19 protein-coding genes are annotated in these 16,356 nt (G+C 68.5%); all 19 read right to left on the minus strand.

Annotation, left to right across the window (positions count from 1 at the left end):
- On the minus strand, nt 1-547 hold a 547-nt coding region (locus AD428_RS00950), incomplete at its 3' end, for a LysR family transcriptional regulator (RefSeq protein WP_152967946.1).
- 54 nt (nt 548-601) lie between these two features.
- A complete protein-coding gene (locus AD428_RS00955) occupies nt 602-1,501 on the minus strand; it encodes a c-type cytochrome (protein WP_053243805.1) in 900 nt (299 codons plus the stop codon).
- Nucleotides 1,498-2,841 carry a cytochrome c gene (locus AD428_RS00960; RefSeq protein ID WP_053243806.1) on the minus strand — a complete coding sequence of 448 codons (1,344 nt, stop codon included), beginning with the start codon at nt 2,839-2,841 and terminating at the stop codon, nt 1,498-1,500. The genes AD428_RS00955 and AD428_RS00960 overlap by 4 nt, the downstream gene beginning before the upstream one ends.
- A gap of 193 nt (nt 2,842-3,034) precedes the next feature.
- The gene (locus tag AD428_RS00965; RefSeq protein ID WP_053243807.1) at nt 3,035-3,733 is read right to left on the minus strand and encodes a glutathione S-transferase N-terminal domain-containing protein; all 699 of its coding nucleotides are present in this window, start codon (nt 3,731-3,733) and stop codon (nt 3,035-3,037) included.
- A 70-nt stretch (nt 3,734-3,803) separates the two neighbouring features.
- Entirely contained in the window at nt 3,804-4,610 is an 807-nt protein-coding gene (locus tag AD428_RS00970; RefSeq protein ID WP_053243808.1) for an N-acyl homoserine lactonase family protein, read from the minus strand.
- A gap of 3 nt (nt 4,611-4,613) precedes the next feature.
- A complete protein-coding gene (locus AD428_RS00975; RefSeq protein ID WP_053243809.1) occupies nt 4,614-5,327 on the minus strand; it encodes an ABC transporter ATP-binding protein in 714 nt (237 codons plus the stop codon).
- Complete coding sequence (locus tag AD428_RS00980; RefSeq protein ID WP_053243810.1) at nt 5,314-6,096, minus strand: ABC transporter ATP-binding protein; 783 nt, start codon at nt 6,094-6,096, stop codon at nt 5,314-5,316. The genes AD428_RS00975 and AD428_RS00980 overlap by 14 nt, the downstream gene beginning before the upstream one ends.
- On the minus strand, nt 6,093-7,070 hold the full coding sequence (locus AD428_RS00985; RefSeq protein WP_053243811.1) for a branched-chain amino acid ABC transporter permease: 978 nt from the start codon (nt 7,068-7,070) through the stop codon (nt 6,093-6,095). The genes AD428_RS00980 and AD428_RS00985 overlap by 4 nt, the downstream gene beginning before the upstream one ends.
- Before the next feature lies 1 nt (nt 7,071).
- Nucleotides 7,072-7,941: a branched-chain amino acid ABC transporter permease gene (locus AD428_RS00990; protein WP_053243812.1), complete on the minus strand. Its 870-nt coding sequence runs from the start codon at nt 7,939-7,941 to the stop codon at nt 7,072-7,074.
- Nucleotides 7,942-7,960: 19 nt separating this feature from the next.
- Nucleotides 7,961-9,118 carry an ABC transporter substrate-binding protein gene (locus AD428_RS00995; protein ID WP_053243813.1) on the minus strand — a complete coding sequence of 386 codons (1,158 nt, stop codon included), beginning with the start codon at nt 9,116-9,118 and terminating at the stop codon, nt 7,961-7,963.
- Between the two features lie 18 nt (nt 9,119-9,136).
- Entirely contained in the window at nt 9,137-10,006 is an 870-nt protein-coding gene (locus AD428_RS01000) for an alpha/beta fold hydrolase (protein WP_053243814.1), read from the minus strand.
- Nucleotides 10,003-10,386 (minus strand): hypothetical protein, encoded by a 384-nt coding sequence (locus AD428_RS01005; protein ID WP_053243815.1) that lies wholly within the window; start codon nt 10,384-10,386, stop codon nt 10,003-10,005. The genes AD428_RS01000 and AD428_RS01005 overlap by 4 nt, the downstream gene beginning before the upstream one ends.
- A gap of 142 nt (nt 10,387-10,528) precedes the next feature.
- Nucleotides 10,529-11,200: a 3-oxoacid CoA-transferase subunit B gene (locus AD428_RS01010; protein WP_053243816.1), complete on the minus strand. Its 672-nt coding sequence runs from the start codon at nt 11,198-11,200 to the stop codon at nt 10,529-10,531.
- On the minus strand, nt 11,190-11,882 hold the full coding sequence (locus tag AD428_RS01015; RefSeq protein ID WP_053243817.1) for a 3-oxoacid CoA-transferase subunit A: 693 nt from the start codon (nt 11,880-11,882) through the stop codon (nt 11,190-11,192). The genes AD428_RS01010 and AD428_RS01015 overlap by 11 nt, the downstream gene beginning before the upstream one ends.
- A 23-nt stretch (nt 11,883-11,905) precedes the next feature.
- Nucleotides 11,906-13,081 carry a thiolase gene (locus AD428_RS01020; protein WP_053243818.1) on the minus strand — a complete coding sequence of 392 codons (1,176 nt, stop codon included), beginning with the start codon at nt 13,079-13,081 and terminating at the stop codon, nt 11,906-11,908.
- A complete protein-coding gene (locus AD428_RS01025) occupies nt 13,078-13,470 on the minus strand; it encodes a Zn-ribbon domain-containing OB-fold protein (RefSeq protein ID WP_053243819.1) in 393 nt (130 codons plus the stop codon). The genes AD428_RS01020 and AD428_RS01025 overlap by 4 nt, the downstream gene beginning before the upstream one ends.
- A gap of 38 nt (nt 13,471-13,508) precedes the next feature.
- Nucleotides 13,509-14,747: a 3-hydroxyacyl-CoA dehydrogenase gene (locus AD428_RS29175; RefSeq protein WP_369798668.1), complete on the minus strand. Its 1,239-nt coding sequence runs from the start codon at nt 14,745-14,747 to the stop codon at nt 13,509-13,511.
- On the minus strand, nt 14,708-15,586 hold the full coding sequence (locus tag AD428_RS29180) for an enoyl-CoA hydratase-related protein (RefSeq protein WP_369798669.1): 879 nt from the start codon (nt 15,584-15,586) through the stop codon (nt 14,708-14,710). Before AD428_RS29180 ends, AD428_RS29175 begins: the two co-directional genes overlap by 40 nt.
- A gap of 5 nt (nt 15,587-15,591) precedes the next feature.
- Entirely contained in the window at nt 15,592-16,341 is a 750-nt protein-coding gene (locus AD428_RS01035) for a biotin carboxylase N-terminal domain-containing protein (RefSeq protein WP_082308199.1), read from the minus strand.
- Nucleotides 16,342-16,356: the final 15 nt, after the last annotated feature.

Below are 16,356 nucleotides of genomic sequence, written 5' to 3' on the forward strand. Positions count from 1 at the left end.
CCAGCGCGGCGCGCTCGCCCGGCGGCAGGCCGGGCATGTCGGGCCGGGCACAGAGAAACAGCGGTTCGTCCAGCAGGGGCATGATGCTCCAGCGGCGGGCCGACTCGGCGTGGAACACCACGGCCAGGTCCAGCAGGCGGCCGTTGAGCATGTCGCTCAGGTGCCCCGACAGCGCCTCCACCAGGTGCAGGCGGATATCGGGATAGCGCGCGTTCATGGCCTGCGCGTAGGGCGCGCCCAGGATGGCCGCCGTGGTCGAAGGCAAGCCCACGCTCACGTGCCCGGCCAGGCGCGCCTGCTGGGCCGCCTGCACCGCATCGTCGGCGTGGCGCAGCGCAAGCTGCGCCTGCCGGAAGAAAGCCAGCCCCGCGTCGGTGGGCACCACGCCGCTGGCGCTGCGCTGCAGCAACCGCGTTGAAAGCTCTCCTTCCAGCCGGCTGATCTGCTGGCTGAGCGCGGACGTCACCATGCCCAGCGACATGGCGGCGCGGCCGATGCTGCCCGCCTCGACGACGCGCACAAAATAACGTAGCTGGCGTAATTCCATGACGGCCCCGCACCCGGAGTGATACCCGGCTCCGATTGTAGGGCCGGCCCGGCTTCAGTACCGCGCGTCCTTGGGCTTCTTGCCGTTGGGCCAGTCCTTCTCCTTGCCCGGGAAGTCCGGCCGCGGCATGTGGGTGAAGAACTCGGCGATGTCCACCGCGTCCTGGTCAGACAGCGTGCCGTCGCGGCCCTCGCCCCAGCGGCCATGCGTGGCCACGCCCATGGGCATGTTGTTGCGGATGAAGGCCGCGGCCTTGTATGTGCGCGCCAGGCCCGCCCCGATGTTGAACGACTCGTCGCCCCACAGCGGCGGAAACACGACGTTGCCGGCGCCGTCCTTCTTGCCCTCGCCGTTGGCGCCATGACAGGACGCGCACTGCGCCGCATAGAGCGTCTTGCCGCGCGCCGGGTCGGGCACGATGCCCGTATCGATGGGCCAGGCATTCTTGATCTGGACCTGGGCGCCGTGGGGCACATCCTGCGCCAGCCACTTCATATAGGCGATCATGGCCTGCATTTCCCCGGAATCCCTGGCCAGCGGCTTGCCGTTCATCGACCTCATGAAACAGCCGTTGATGCGGTCTTCCAGGCTCACCACCCTGTCCGCCCGCGGGTTGTATTGCGGAAACGCGTTGTAGGTGTTGATGTAGGGCGCGCCCAGCGGCTTCTTGCCCTGCTGCACGTGACAGCTGTTGCAGTTCATGCTGGCCCCGGTGTTCTGCGGCAGCAGGCGGCGCGTCTCGTTCAGCAAGCGCTGGCCGTACCGGATCTGGTCCGCGTTGGGCTCCCTGTCGATCTCCGTATCGGCGGGAATGGCGTAGGCCGGCAGCGGCTTGCCGTCCTTGTCCAGCACGGGATACGTCTGCGGCGCAGAGCCGCCCGGCGCGGCCAGGGCCGTCAAGACGCCGGCAGCCCCCAGCGCGGCCAGCGCCGCTCCGATCTTCTTCTTGCTCATTGCGCGCCTCCCGCGACGATGTTGGGCTGCTTGCCGGCCAGGAAGGCGCGGATATGCGCCACGTCGGATTCGGCCACGGCCGGCGCCTGGTTGGTCCAGGCGGTGCGGATGAAATTGATCACGTCGGCGATATCGCGGTCGCTCAGCCGCCGGAAGCCGGGCATGGCGAACGCCATGGCGTCCTGGCCGCTGGACGGCATCCGTCCGCCTTCCAGCGTGATCTGGATGATGGACTGCGCGTTCTGCGCGTATACCGCCGAGTTGCCCGCCAGCGCCGGGAAAATGCGCGGCATGCCCTGGCCGTCGGCCCGGTGGCAGGCCACGCATTGCTCCATATAGATGACCGCGCCGCGCGAGTCGTAGCGGCCCTCCCGCAGCATGGCCGTGGTGGCGTCCTGCTTGGGCGGGAACGCCGGCAGCTTGCCCTGCGCCGGCGGCAACTGCTTCAGGTAGGCCGCCACCGCCGCGATGTCGCCGTCGGTGAAATGGCGCGTGCTGTGCTCGACCACGTCGGCCATCGCCCCGAAAGCCGCCACCTTGTCGGTGCGCCCCGTCTTCAGGAACATGCCGATTTCGCCCTCGCTCCACGACTGCAGCCCCTGGGCCTCGCCCCGCAGGCTCTTGGCGCGCCAGCCGTCGATGACCGCGCCGCTGAGGAACGCGTCGCCGTCGGCCAGCGACAGCGCCTTTTCCTGGTAGGCCAGCCCGCGCGGCGTATGACAGGCGCCGCAATGGCCGGGGCCTTCCACCAGGTACGCGCCGCGCGCCACCTGCTCGTCCGCCCCGGACGGCGCCGCGAAGCCGCGCTTGGGCGCGAACAGGGCCTGCCACCAGGCCATGGGCCAGCGCATGTTGAGCGGCCAGGGAATCGTGGAGCCGGCGCTGGGCTGCGCCTCAGGCTGCACCCGCGTCATGAAATAGGCGTACAGCGCGCGCACGTCCTCGTCCGGCATGATGGCGTACGAGGGATAGGGCATGGCCGGATACAGCGGCGTGCCGTCCTTGCGGATGCCGTACTGCACGGCATTCTTGAAATCCGCGTAGGCGTAGGAGCCGATGCCCGCCGTCTTGTCGGGCGTGATATTGGACGAATAAATCGTGCCCACCGGCGTCTGCATCGCCAGCCCGCCGGCAAAAGGCTTGCCGCCGGGCGCGCTGTGACAGGCCACGCAATCGCCCGTGCGGGCGATATAGGCGCCAGCCTCGGCCAGGCTGCGATCCGCCAGATCGACCCCGGCCGCGTCCGTCTTGCGCGCCGACGTCAGCACGTGCGCCCCGCCCACGGCGCCCGCCGCCAGCACGGCCAGCGCCGCCACCGCCTTGATCCCGAACTTCTTCATATTCCCTCCGAGTGCGCTGGACGGCGTGCACGTCGGGGTATTCGCGCATCGGGGTCCAGCTCTGGAGGAAATCTTAGTTCTATAAGTAATAAGCTAATTACTTGAGGAAATATTTATTCGACCCCTTTTTGATTCGGCTCAAAAAAGGGGCCGGTTCGTGGCCCGGCCGGCGCGCCGGTGCCGGCGGCGCGGCTCAGCCCGGAATGCCCAGGCCCCGCTGCACCGCCGGCCGGGCCACGAACGCCGCCAGCACGCGCGCCACGTTGCGGAACCTGTCGAACGCCACCAGCTCGCCCGCGCCGTAGTAGCCCACCAGGTTGCGCACCCAGGGAAAGATCGCGATGTCGGCAATGGTGTATTCCTTGCCCATGACCCAGTCGCGCCCTTCCAGGCGCTGCTCCAGCACGCCCAGAAGGCGGCGGGCCTCGGCCGCGTAGCGGTCGCGCGGGCGCTTGTCTTCGTAGTCCTTGCCCGCGAATTTGTGGAAAAAGCCCACCTGCCCGAACATGGGCCCGATGCCTCCCATCTGGAACATCAGCCACTGCAGCGTTTCGTAGCGTCCGGCCGTGCCGGCCGGCAGGAGCTGCCCGCGCTTGCCGGCCAGATACAGGAGAATGGCTCCCGACTCGAACAGCCCGAACGGCTTGCCGTCCGGCCCGTCGGGATCCAGGATGGCGGGAATCTTGTTGTTGGGGCTGAGCGACAGGAATTCCGGCGAGAACTGGTCTTGGGCGTCGAACGAAACGCGGTGCGCCTCATAGGGCAGGCCGGTTTCCTCCAGCATGATCGACACTTTCACCCCGTTGGGCGTGGGCAGCGAATAGAGCTGGATGCGGTCGGGATGCCGCGCCGGCCATTTGCGGGTGACGGCAAAGGAATCGAGTGCGCTCATGCAAGGGCTCCTGGTTGGGGTGGCGCCCACTGTAGCGCAAGGCGACGGGCGCGGAAACGGCGCACGCGCCCTACCCGGCCGGCGGCTCGTGCAGACAGGCGATATCGGCCTCCGCCGCCAGCGCGGGATAGCGCCGCAGCACCTCCGGATCGTGCCCCGGCACGATGTGGCCGGGCGAGTCGGCCGCGGCGCGCAGTCTGCCGTATCCCGCCAGCATGTCGGCGGTGTTGTAGACGATGGGAAACGGACGTCCGTCGTCCATGTTCTCGTAATAGTGGCTGGCGTCGGAAGCCAGCACCACCCAGCCGCGCCGGGTATGCACCCGCAGGGCCTGCAGGCCCTTCGTATGGCCGCCAATCTTCAAGAGCTGCAAGCCCGGCTCAAGTTCGCCGTCGCCGTCGTGGAACACGACGCGGTCTTCGTACACGCGGCGCACCAGCGTCACTACGTCTTGCACGGCATAGGCGTGCCGCAACGGCTCGTGGCACATGCAGCGCCCGGTGGCGTACTGCATTTCGTCGTCCTGCACATGCAGCCGCGCACGCGGCAGCTTGTCCAGGTTGCCCGCGTGATCGTAGTGCAGATGGGTGAGCACCACGTCGTCCACGTCCGCGGGCGCCACGCCCAGCGCCGCCAGAAACCCGATGGGGCAGCGCAGCAGATCGCGCCGCCGGGCGCGCGCCGTCTCGGCATTGAAGCCGGTGTCGACCAGCACCACGCGGCCGGGCCGGCGCACCAGCCAGACGAAAAAATCCATGGGCATGGGGCCGTCGTGCGGGTCGCCGCCCAGGAAGTTGTCGGACCGGCGGCGCGGCATGTGCGCATAGCGCAGGGCATACACTTCGAACCGGGGCAAGGTCTCGCCGGATGCGGCCATGCGTCACACTCCCAGATAGGCTTTTTGCACGAAAGGGTCGGCCAGCAGATCGCCGCCCCGCCCCGAGCGCACGATTTCGCCGTGCTCCAGCGCATAGGCCTGGTGCGCCAGCCGCAGCGCCAGGCGCGCGTTCTGCTCCACCAGCACGATGGAAAGGCCCTTGTCCCGGTTGATGCGCTCGATGGCGGCCGCGATCTCGGCGACGATCTTGGGCGCGATGCCCAGCGACGGCTCGTCCAGCATCAGCAGCTTAGGGTTGGCCATCATCGCCCGCCCGATGGCCACCATCTGCTGCTCGCCGCCCGACAGCGACCCGGCAAGCTGGCGCCGTCGTTCCAGCACCCTCGGAAACAACGCATAGATCTCCTCCAGCGTGCGGCGGCGCACGGCGCGCGAGCGCACGCCGTGCGCACCGGCCAGCAGGTTTTCCTGCACCGACATGCGCCCGAACAGGCGGCGGCCTTCCGGCGACAGCGCCACGCCGGCCGCCACGCGCGACGCGGCCGGCATCGCCGTCACGTCCCGTCCGTCGAACCGGATGCGTCCGTCCGCCGCCCGGGCCAGCCCGATCACGGCCTTGAGCGCGGAGCTCTTGCCCGCGCCGTTCGATCCGATCAGCGCCACGATCTGGCCGGCGTCCACAGCGAAACTGGCATTGCGCACGGCCTCCAGCCGCCCGTAGCGCACGGTCAAGGCATCGACTTCAAGCATGGGCATAGTCCGGCGCTCCGAGATAGGCTTCGATGACGGCGGGATTGGCGCGCACCGCATCCGGCGCGCCTTGCGCGATTTTCTCTCCCTGCACCAGCACGACGATGCGCTGGCACAGGGCCATGACGAGCGCCATGTGGTGCTCCACCAGCAGCAGCGTCAGGCCCTCCTCATCGCGCAGGCGGCGCAGCAGGCGGCCCAGCTCGTTGCATTCCTCGTGATTCAGCCCCGCCGCCGGCTCGTCCAGCAACAGCATGCGCGGGTGCGCCGCCAGCGCGACGGCGATGCCCAGTCGCTTCTGCAGACCGTAGGCCAGGCCGCCGGCGGGCGCGTCCCGCCATGCGCGCAGGTCGGTCAGGTCCAGGATGCGCAGCATCTCGGCCTGCACACCGCTCGCCGGCAGGCCCCCATCCTCCCGGCCGGCCAGTCCGCGCGGCACGGTGCCGAGGATGCGCGAAAGCAGCCCCCGGTACACGTTGCCCGCCACCGTTTCCTCGGGATAGCTGGTGGCCGACTGGAACGTGCGCACCAGCCCCCGGGCCACCGCTTTGCTGGGCGGACCGCCCGCGATGTCGTGCCCCGCGAAGCGCACGCGCCCGCCAGTGGGCGGCAGCGTGCCGCTGATCACGTTGAATGCCGTGGTCTTGCCGGCGCCGTTCGGCCCGATCAGGCCCACGATTTCTCCTTCGCGCACCTCGAAAGACAGGCCGCGCAGGGCCGCCAGTCCGCCGAAGCTGCGCGACAGTCCTTCGACTTGCAACAGTGGTGCGCTCATGCCGCATCCCTCGACCAAAGCTGGCGCGCGCGGCGGGGCAGGCTGGCCAGCCCGTCCGGCAGAAAGCGCAGAATGACGATCAGCGCCGCGCCATAGAAAATGTGCTGGGTCTGCACCGCCCCCCGGAACAGCTCGGGCAGCGGCGTCAGCACCATCGCACCCACCAGGGGCCCCCAGACCGAGCGCCGGCCGCCGATGACCAACATGATGATGAACCCGATGGACACGCTGGTGTTAAAGGACTCCGGCGACACATAGCCGATGTAGCGCGACTGCAGTGCGCCCGCCGCCGCCGCCAGCGCGCACCCGGCCACGAACGCCAGGAGCTGGATGCGTTGCACGTTGAGCCCCGTGGATTCCGCCAGCGCCGGATTGTCCGCCAGCGCGTCCATGGCATGCCCGAGCGGCCTGCGAAAAAGCGCATGCAGCATCCACAGCGACAACAGCGCCGCGGCCAGCGCCAGGCCGTAGAACCGCTCGCGCGTATCGAACGCGAAGCCGAACACCTGCGCCGCGCCGATGCCGGCAATGCCGTTGGCGCCGCCCGTCAGCGCCGCGCCGTCCAGCAGCGCCAGGCGCAGCAGCTCGCCGAACGCGAACGTCACCAGCACGAAATACACGCCGCGCAGGCGCAGGATCGCCCAGCCGAGCAGCAACGCGACCAGCGCCGACGCCAGCGCGCCCAGCAGCATGGCCGGCAGGAACGACAGGCCCCAATGCCGGGCCGCCAGCACCGACGCGTACGCGCCTATTGCCACGAAGGCCGCGTGCCCGAGCGAAAGCTGTCCGCAGCGGGCCACCAGCGCCAGCCCACTCACCATGACCGCATTCAGACAGACCAGCACGGCCAGGTGCTGCACGAATGCGCCCGAGAACCAGGGCAGCGCCGCCAGCGCCGCGAGCAGAACCAGTCCAGCCATGCCGAGCGGCCCCACGCGGCCGCCGGGGCGCGCCGCAAGAGCGAGAGTCGTCATTTCAAGCTTCTCCCCGGCCCAGCAGCCCCTTGGGCCGCAGCACCAGCATCGCCATCACGATGGCGAAAATCAACATGTCGGCCGTGCTGCCCGCGAGCAGCAGGCTGGCATAGCTCTCGACCAGCCCCAGCAGCATGGCCGCCACGGCCGCGCCCGGAATGCTGCCCAGCCCGCCCAGGATCACCACGATGAACGCCTTGAGCAGCGGCGCGCCCCCCACGAACGGCGACACCGAGAAAAGCGGCGCCATCAGCGCGCCCGCCACCGCCGCCAGCCCGGCGCCCAGGCCGAACCCCAACGGGTAATACAGCCTGGAACGGATACCCTGGATCGCAGCGATCTCCATGTCTTCCACCACCGCGCGCAGGGCGCGGCCCGGGCGCGAGAAACGGAGAAAGCCGTACAGCAGCGCCAGCACCGCGCAGGCGAAGACCACCACGTACAACCGCGCCGTGGGAACGACCGCCTTGCCCAGGCGGGTGACGCCCTCGGCCACGGGCGGCATGGACAGCGGGTCCGGCCCGAAGAACATCAGGGCCAGGTTCTGCAGAATCATCGCCAGCCCGATGGTGGCGATCATGCCATTGAGCTCGTCGCGCCGGAACGGCTTGAGCACGCCCCATTCCAGCAGCGCGCCGCCGGCCAGGGCGCCGGCGAAGGTAATGGCCACGGCCGCCATGAATGGCAGTTGCGCCCCCGAAACCAGGAAATACGCGCCGAAGGCGCCCAGCATGTAGAACTCGCCATGGGCGAAATTCACCATGCGCATCACGCCGAACACCAGCGTGAAGCCCACTGCCATCAGCAGATAGAGCAGGCCGACGATCAGGCCGTTGACCGTCGCCTGCGTTGCCAGGAAAGTCCAGTCCACGAACGGTTCTCCCCGCGCCTTAGCGGCAGCCTTCGACGGTGCAGCGCGCGCGGATGACTTCCTTGCCGTCCTGCACCTCGGCCACGTAGAACGGCGCGTCGAGCTGATGGTCGATGCCGTACATGGCCTTGCCGGTCCAGCCTAGCCTGCCCAGCGCCCCTTCGAAGCCCGAGATGCGCTCCAGCTCCGCGCGCACCTTCTCCGTATCGTCCACCGTCCCGGCCCTGCGCATCGCCTCGAAAAGCAGGTTGGCGCCGTCATAGAACGCCGGACTGAAGCCGTTCATGGAATGCTTGTAGCGCGCCGCGTACAGGTCCATGTAGGCCTTGGTGGACGGCAGTTCCGGATCGATGGGCGTGTGCACGAACATACCCTGCGTGGCCGCCTTGCCCGCTACGTTGACGATCTCCTGCGTGGCCGGCCCGCCGGTGCGAACGATCTTGCCGGCGTATCCCAGCTCGCGCGCCTGCTTGACGATCATGCCGGCCGTGGCGGGCGAATTGCCGTCCAGCTCGATGGCATCGATGCCGCGCGCCAGCATGCGCGTGAGCAGCGGCACGAAATCCACGCGGTCGCGCTCGAAGAATTCCTTCACCGGAAGCTTCGCCCCCGCCTTCTTGTAGGCCGCCTCCAGGTCCTGGGCGATCTGCTGTCCCGTCTCGTCGTTCGGAAAGAGCGCGCCCACCTTCTTGATGCCCTGCGTGCGCACCAGCCAGTCGATCTGGGGCTGCGAAACCTCGGCCGTCGTCACGTTGGGGCGGAAGGTATAGGGTTTGTCCTCAGACAGCGCCTTGGCGGTAAAGCCCAGCGTCATGACGATCACGCGGTTCTTCTCGGTAATGGGCTGGATGGCCAGCACCGGCGCCGACCCCACCGGGCCGATGATGTACTTGACCTTGTCCTCGAACACCAGCCGGTTGGCCACCGTCACCGCCTCGTTGGCCTGGTACTTGTCGTCATAGGCCACCACCTTCACCTGGTATTTCCTGCCGCCCACATCCAGGCCGCCGGCCTTGTTGACCTGGTCGGCCGCGATTTCCGCGGCGTTCTTCATGCCCTGGCCCCAGGCCGCGCCCGAAAGCGTCACCAGCGCACCCAGCGTCAGCGTATCCTGCGCCTGGGCCCCGCCGCCGGCGGCCAGGACGGAAGACAACAGCACGATATGCGGGATTTTCATTTTTTCTGTCTCCTGTGCTTATGCGCCTTGCGTCCGAACCGGCGCGGCGCTGATCTGGTCGAGCACCGGCAGCAGGTACTGCCGGAACTGCCCGGGGTTCTCGCTCATCGGGAAATGACCCACCTCGCGCATGATCGAAACTTGCGCGCCGGGAATGGACCCGGCGGTGCGCAGCGTGTCCTGCGGCGAGCAAGAGAAGTCGTATTCGCCTGTCAGCAGGAAAAGGGGGCACAGGTCCGTCCGGATGCCTCCCAGCCTGCCCCGCAGGTCGCCGTCCACGCGATAGAAATACAGGTCGCCCCGGAACACGCCCGGCCCGCCCTGCATGTACTGCCACAGCGTTTCATGGCGGTGCAAAGAGGGGGACTGCGGCGCGACCAGGCCCGACACCAGCGCCGCGCAGACTTCGCCTCCGTGCACGTCGGGGCGGTGCAGCCACGACGTGTCGTACCAGGGCTCCTGGTAATCGGCGGCTTCCACGCCGATCAGCGCGCGGAAACGGTCGCTGTGGCGGTGCGCCAGCTCGAGCACGATGCGCCCGCCGATGGAACAGCCGATCAGGGCCGGCCGCTCCAGCCCGAGCGCGGCGCAGAAAGTCATGACGGTTTCCACATAGAGATCGGTGGAAAGCCGGTACTCCTCGTCCTGCCAGCCCTCGGGAGGATACGACTTGCCATGCCAGGGCAGGTCGAACGCCATGACGCGAAAGCGCGAGGTGACGGCCTCGTCGCACATCATGTGGCGGTACTGCCGCCCGTCGGCCCCCGCGGTGTGCAGGCACACCAGCGGGATGCCCTGGCCCGCCTCCTCGAAGTACACGCGGCAGCGGCGCCCCGCCACCTCCAGCGTCACATACCGCCCCACGATGGGTTCCAGCGCCGCCGTCATGCCGCCTCCCTGCCGAGGGCCGCCATATCCTTGACGTACTGCAGATTGGCCATCAGGGGCTGGAGATTGCCTTCGATCGCCATCTCGCCGCGCTTGGCCAGCGCGAAAACGTCGTGCCAGCCGGCCTCGGGAAACGGCCGCCAGAACCGCTCCCAGGCCGGCGCGCCGGCGGAGAGCGAAAAATCCCACGAACACATCGGCCCCTCGACGATGCCGGCCCGCGCCACCTGGCCGCCCCGCACCGCGACGAGCACCGGAATGCCGCCGAACCGGAAGCATATGTCCGCATCGACCTGCCTGGGCCGCGCATAGCCGCGCACTGCCTCGACGAAACGCCGGGCCAGCCTCGCGCCGCCCGCGTCTGTGCAAATGGTGTCCATAGTCTCCTGCCTTGCGCGCTCCGCTTCCAGGGAAGCAAGCGCATGTTCTGCTAGATAGAACTTATATTCTTACTGAAAGAACATTCTGGAAGCAAAAAAACCCGGTGTCAACCCGGAACCCATATGTGGGACGAATACGGCCTCAGCCTGCGTTCAGCGCTCTCCAATCGCCGGCCAGCGCCAGCGGGCAGCCGGTCAGTTCCTGCAATCGCCCGAACGAAAGGCCCGCCACCATGGCGCGCACCACCATGCCGCCGGGCGTGATGTCGATGATCGCCATATCGGTATACACGCGGTCGACCACCCCGGCGCCGGTCAGCGGATAGCTGCACTCGCGCACCAGTTTGGGCTGGCCGTCCTTGGTGGTGTGTTCCATGGTGATGTACACCTGCCGCGCGCCAGCCACAAGATCCATCGCCCCGCCCACGGCGGGAATGGTTCCCGGCTCGCCCGTGTCCCAGTTGGCCAGGTCGCCCCGCTCGGACACCTGGAACGCGCCCAGCACCGTCAGGTCGAGATGCCCGCCTCGCATCATGGCGAACGACACCACGTGATCCGTGATGGACGCCCCTGGCAACAGCGTCACGGCCTCCTTGCTGGCATTGATGAGATCCAGGTCCAGCGGCGCGCCAGAATCTCCCGGCCCCATTCCGACAATGCCGTTTTCCGTGTGCAGGATGACGTCCCGATCGTCCGGCAGGAAGCTCGAAACCAGGGTCGGGATGCCGATGCCGAGATTGACGTAGGCGCCGTCGGGAATGTCCTGCGCCACCATCTGCGCGATCCGGGCCCGGCTGAGTTTTTCAAACGACATGGCTGCGCTCCACCTGCACGACGCGTTGGACAAAAATGCCGGGAGTCATGACATGCTCGGGCGGCAGCTCTCCCTTTTCGACGATACGGTCCACCTGCGCCACCGTGGTCTGCGCCGCCATGCACATCACGGGCGCGAAGTTGCGCCCCGCGTAGCGATAGACGAGGTTCCCCCAGCGGTCGCCGGCCTCGGCCTTCACCAGCGCGAAATCGCCCTTAAGCGGTTGCTCCAGCACGTAACCCACCCCGTCTATCACCCGCGTCTCCTTGCCCTGGGCCAGCGGCGTGCCATAGGCCGTGGGCGTGAAGAAGGGCCCCAGCCCCGAGCCGGCGGCCCGCATGCGCTCGGCCATGGTGCCCTGCGGCACGCATTCCAGCTCGATCCGGCCGGCCCGGTAGGCTTCGGCAAACGCCGCCGCGTTGGGCTTGCGCCGGTCCGAGGAGCGCGCGAAAGAACAGATCATCTTGCGCACGCGCCCCGCACGTATCAGCTCGCTCAGCCCGCGTTCGCCGTTGCCGGCATTGTTGTTGACGATCGTCAGTTCCCTGGCGCCCTGGTCCAGCAGCGCGCAGACCAGCTCCGTCGGCACGCCCGATGCCCCGAAACCGCCGATCATTACCACCGCCCCGTCCTGCACGCCCGCAACGGCGTCGGCCAGGCTTGCCACAGTCTTGTCCAGCATGGATGCTCCTTGTTCCGGGCCCGTCACCGCGTGGCGGGCCCGCCGAAGACCGCCGTGGCCTGGCTGGAGAGAGTTCCGCCGTTGCCATGGACGAGCGCGATCTCCGCGCCCGGCACCTGGCGCTCTCCCGCCTGCGCGCGCAACTGCCGCACCGCCTCGATCACCAGGAAAATGCCGTACATGCCAGGATGCACGCACGACAGCCCGCCTCCGTTCGTATTGACCGGCAGCCGACCTCCCGGGGCAATGCCTCCTTGCGCAACGAAAGCCCCGCCCTCGCCCTTGCGGCAGAATCCCAGGTCTTCCAGGAAGAGCAGCGTATTGATGGTGAAGGCGTCGTACAGCTCCGCCACGTCCACGTCGCTCACCGACACGCCCGCCATGCCGAGTGCACGCGGCCCGGATTCCGCCGCCGCCGTGACCGTCAGGTCTTCCATGGAAGAAATCTGGCGGTTCCACACGGCCGTGGTGCTGCCCAGCAGGTAGACTGGCGGCTGCGGCAGGTCGCGGGCGCGATCCGCGCGCACCAGCACATAGGCGCCCGCGCCGTCCGTCACCAGGCAGCAATCGCGCGTCGTCAGGGGATCGGACACCATCCTCGCGTTCAACACGTCGGCAATGGAAAGCGGGTCGCGCAAGGCGGCCTCCGGGTTACGCTGCGCCCATTTGCGCGCAGCCACCGCCACTTCGGCCAGCTGCTCGCGGGTGGTGCCGTACTGGTGCATGTGGCGCGCCGCGGCCAATGCGTATGAGGTAATGGGCTGCAAGGGGCGATAGGGATGCTCGTACGGCTGCGGGTCGAGCAGCGACCTGGCCTTCACACCTTCGCTGCGGCCGAACGCCGCGGTCTTCTGCGTACTGCCATAGCAGACCAGCACGGCATCGCACTGGCCCGATTCCAGCGCCATCGCCGCAGGCAGCAAATGCGACACGAAGCTGCTTCCGCCCAGCATGGTGGCCTCGATGAAACGCGGGCGCAGGCCCAGATATTCGGCCACCGGCATGCTCCACATCGTGGCGGACGAACTGCACGTCGCCAGGCCGTCGATGTCGCGCATGGACAGGCCGGCATCCGCCACGGCGCGGCAGGCCGCCTGCGCGAGAATCTCCATTTCGGTATAGCCGTGGGCCGCGCCCAGGCCGGCGTGGCCCACGCCCGCCACGGCAACCTTGCCCCGCAGGGATTCGAGCGCCGTCATGCCGCCACCCCCTGTGCGTCGAAGACCACCAGCGGACCGCCTTCGCCGTCCCGGACGCGGGCGCGCACCGGCATGCCGATGTGCAGATCGTCGGGCGCCACGCCCTCGACGCGGGACATCATCCGTATCCCTTCGCGCAAGTCGACGAGGGCAACGTTGTAGTCGCCCCCCGCCTCGGGCTTGCGCCTCACCACGCTGAACGAATACACGACACCCTCGCCCGACGGCGCTGCCCATTGCAGCGCCAGGCTGCCGCAATGCACGCACAGCGTGCGCGGATAGAACTGGTGGCGGTCGCAGTCCCCGCAGCGCTGGACTTCGAAGCGCCCGCGCGCAAGCGCGGCGAAATACCGCGCCTGCGGCCCCGCATCCCTGCTTTCGTTTTCCATGATTCCTCTCCTGGCGGACGGCGCGAGCCGTTCCGGCCTCACAAGTCGTAGAACGTTTTTCCTTCGCGCACCAGACGCTCCAGCAGGGGAGCCGGCTCCCACAGCTCGCCATGCCGGGCATGGAACTGGCGGATGGACGCCAGCACCTCGGGCAGGCCGACTTCGCACGCATAGAAAAGCGGCCCGCCCCGGAACGCCGGGAATCCGTAGCCGTGCACATAGATCACGTCGATGTCGGAAGCGCAGGACGCAATGCCTTCCTCGAGGATCCTGGCGCCTTCGTTGACCAGCGCATACATGGTGCGCGCGACGATGGTTTCGTCCGAAATGGCCTGGCGCTCGATGCCGTCCTCCCTCGCGCAGGCCTCGATCAGCGCATCCACTTCCGGATCCGGGACTGGCGCCCGGCTGCCCGCCTCGTAGCGATAGAACCCTGCGCCCGTCTTCTGGCCGAACCGGCCCTGTTCGCACAGGCGGTCGGCCACGCGGGAATAGCGCAGGTGCCTGGGCCGGGTGGGCGCAGTGCGCTTGCGGAAAGCCCAGCTGATGTCCAGTCCAGCCATGTCCGCCATGCGCAGCGGTCCCATCGCCAGGCCGAAGCGCTCGAGCGCGCCGTCCACCTGCCGAGGGGAAGCCCCCTCTTCGAGCAGAAAATGCGCCTCCCGGGTGTAAGGGCTTACCATGCGGTTTCCCACGAATCCGTCACACACGCCGACGAGCACGGGCAGCTTGCCCATGCGGCGCGCCAGAGCGAACGCCACGCCCAGGGTTTCCGGCGACGTGGCTTTTCCCCTCACGACTTCCAGCAAGCGCATCACGTTGGCCGGACTGAAGAAATGCATGCCGAGGACGCGCGCCGGCCGGGCCGTGAATCCGGCGATCTCGTCGATATCCAGGCGGGACGTGTTGGACGCCAGAATGGCGTGAGGCGCGCATATGGCGTCCAGCTTCGTGAAGATGTCGCGCTTGACCGCCATGTCCTCGAAAGCCGCTTCGATCACCAGGCCGGCGTCGCCCAGATCCTCCAGCGACAGGCTGGGGCGGATGCGGCCCAGGCGCTCGCGCATGGCTTCCTCGCTCAGGCGTCCCTTGGCCACGCTGGCGGCGTAGTTGTGCTGCATGGTCTTCCAGCCCCGTTCCAGGGCCTGTGCATCGCGCTCCACCAGCACGACCTCCAGCCCGGCGTTGGCCAGGCTCATCGCGATGCCGCCGCCCATGGTGCCCGCCCCCACCACGCCTACCCGCGCCGGCGCCTCGCCGGGCGCCGGCGTGCGCATCGCCACCCGTTCGGCGAAGAACAGATGCCGCTGCGCGCGCGACTGGCTGCCCTGGACCAGTTCCTGGAAACGCCGGCGCTCATAGGCCAGACCCGCTTCCAGATCGCTCTCGACGGCCTGGCGCACGCACGCCACGCAGGCTTCCGGCGCGACGCATCCCCGGAATCGGCGCCGTCCTTGCGCCAGCGCCCGGTCATAGGCTTGCGGATCGGCGGGCGCAGACGCGCGGCGCGCGCCCAGCACGCGGCCGCCCAATGGCACGTCGGCCCGCTCGAACGCGTATGCGGCGCCCGGCCGGCCAGGCCGTCGTCGAAGACTGCGTCCAGCAACCCGTCCGCGAGCGCCCGTGCAGCGGAGCTGGGTTCGCCTTCGACAATCATCTCCAGCGCGCGGACAACGCCGACGGCTCGCGGCAGCCGCTGCGTTCCTCCCGCTCCGGGCAGTATGCCGAGCTTGACCTCGGGCAGGCCCAGCTTCGCCCCGGCCAGCGCCACACGATAATGGCACCCCAGCGCCAGCTCCAGGCCACCGCCCAGCGCCGCGCCATGCACCGCCGCCACCACCGGCTTGTCCGCGCGTTCTATCCGACCGATCAGCTCGCGCAGGCTGGGTTCGCGCAACGAGGCCGGCGTGTTGAACTCCCGGATCTCGGCGCCGCAGCAGAAAAATTCGCCCGCGCCCGCCAGCACGATGGCACGGATGCCCTCTTCCGACAGGGCCTCGTCCAGCGCCCTGCCCAGGGCCTCTCGCAGGTCGGCGCTCATGGCGTTGACCGGCGGGTTGTCCATCCACAGCACCGCTACCCGGCCTTGATGCCGCAATTCGGTTCGAATCGGCATGGCCGTCACTCCAGTTCGGCCATGGCCTGGCCTTCGTCCACCTCCACGCCTTCGGCGACCAGCACGCGCTTGACCACCCCTGCGCGCTCGGCCTCGACCGGGATCTCCATCTTCATGGATTCGACTTTCGCCACGCAGTCGCCTTCGGCGACGAGTTGTTCCAGGTACAGGTCGGCCTTGCCGAAACTGCGTGTGGCGATGGCATGGGCGCGCTCCCATTGCGATGCCACCTCGGCGGGCCCGAACACGGGCAGCATGCCGATGCCGCCGCCGCCGCAGGCCGGCTTGATGAGCAACGGATATCCCAGCTCGTCGGCCGCGCGCCGCGCCGCGGCAGAGTCGTCGCCCAGCACCGGGCTGCTGGCGGCCATCGGCATGCCCAGTGCTTTCATGGCGGCGCGCGCTTCGGTCTTGTGCCCGAGCATGCGAATCCAGCGCGGACTGGGCCCGATGAAAAGCAGGCCGGCTGCTTCCGCCGCCTGCGCGAAATCCGCGTTTTCGGAAAGAAATCCGTAGCCCGGATGCACCGCGTCGGCGCCCGTCTCGCGTGCGGCGCGCAGCAATGCCCCGGCATCCAGATAGCTTTGCGCGGCGGGAGCGGGGCCGATGAGGACAGCGGCGTCGGCCTCTTCCAGGTAGGGCATGCCACGGTCCGCTTCCGAATAGACGGCGACCGATTCCAGCCCCAGGCTGCGCAGCGCGCGGATGACGCGCCGCGCCACCGCACCCCGGTTGGCAACCAGCACTCGTTTCATGATGGTTCCCTCCCG

Source organism: Achromobacter sp. DMS1 (assembly GCF_001270295.1).

What these genes read in the sequence shown, in the direction of transcription:
- AD428_RS00955 (WP_053243805.1), bottom strand. Translation starts at nt 1,501, where the DNA reads ATGAGCAAGAAGAAGATCGGAGCGGCGCTGGCCGCGCTGGGGGCTGCC.
- AD428_RS00960 (WP_053243806.1), bottom strand. Translation starts at nt 2,841, where the DNA reads ATGAAGAAGTTCGGGATCAAGGCGGTGGCGGCGCTGGCCGTGCTGGCG.
- AD428_RS00965 (WP_053243807.1), bottom strand. Translation starts at nt 3,733, where the DNA reads ATGAGCGCACTCGATTCCTTTGCCGTCACCCGCAAATGGCCGGCGCGG.
- AD428_RS00970 (WP_053243808.1), bottom strand. Translation starts at nt 4,610, where the DNA reads ATGGCCGCATCCGGCGAGACCTTGCCCCGGTTCGAAGTGTATGCCCTG.
- AD428_RS00975 (WP_053243809.1), bottom strand. Translation starts at nt 5,327, where the DNA reads ATGCCCATGCTTGAAGTCGATGCCTTGACCGTGCGCTACGGGCGGCTG.
- AD428_RS00980 (WP_053243810.1), bottom strand. Translation starts at nt 6,096, where the DNA reads ATGAGCGCACCACTGTTGCAAGTCGAAGGACTGTCGCGCAGCTTCGGC.
- AD428_RS00985 (WP_053243811.1), bottom strand. Translation starts at nt 7,070, where the DNA reads ATGACGACTCTCGCTCTTGCGGCGCGCCCCGGCGGCCGCGTGGGGCCG.
- AD428_RS00995 (WP_053243813.1), bottom strand. Translation starts at nt 9,118, where the DNA reads ATGAAAATCCCGCATATCGTGCTGTTGTCTTCCGTCCTGGCCGCCGGC.
- AD428_RS01000 (WP_053243814.1), bottom strand. Translation starts at nt 10,006, where the DNA reads ATGACGGCGGCGCTGGAACCCATCGTGGGGCGGTATGTGACGCTGGAG.
- AD428_RS01005 (WP_053243815.1), bottom strand. Translation starts at nt 10,386, where the DNA reads ATGGACACCATTTGCACAGACGCGGGCGGCGCGAGGCTGGCCCGGCGT.
- AD428_RS01010 (WP_053243816.1), bottom strand. Translation starts at nt 11,200, where the DNA reads ATGTCGTTTGAAAAACTCAGCCGGGCCCGGATCGCGCAGATGGTGGCG.
- AD428_RS01015 (WP_053243817.1), bottom strand. Translation starts at nt 11,882, where the DNA reads ATGCTGGACAAGACTGTGGCAAGCCTGGCCGACGCCGTTGCGGGCGTG.
- AD428_RS01020 (WP_053243818.1), bottom strand. Translation starts at nt 13,081, where the DNA reads ATGACGGCGCTCGAATCCCTGCGGGGCAAGGTTGCCGTGGCGGGCGTG.
- AD428_RS01025 (WP_053243819.1), bottom strand. Translation starts at nt 13,470, where the DNA reads ATGGAAAACGAAAGCAGGGATGCGGGGCCGCAGGCGCGGTATTTCGCC.
- AD428_RS29175 (WP_369798668.1), bottom strand. Translation starts at nt 14,747, where the DNA reads ATGCGCACGCCGGCGCCCGGCGAGGCGCCGGCGCGGGTAGGCGTGGTG.
- AD428_RS29180 (WP_369798669.1), bottom strand. Translation starts at nt 15,586, where the DNA reads ATGCCGATTCGAACCGAATTGCGGCATCAAGGCCGGGTAGCGGTGCTG.
- AD428_RS01035 (WP_082308199.1), bottom strand. Translation starts at nt 16,341, where the DNA reads ATGAAACGAGTGCTGGTTGCCAACCGGGGTGCGGTGGCGCGGCGCGTC.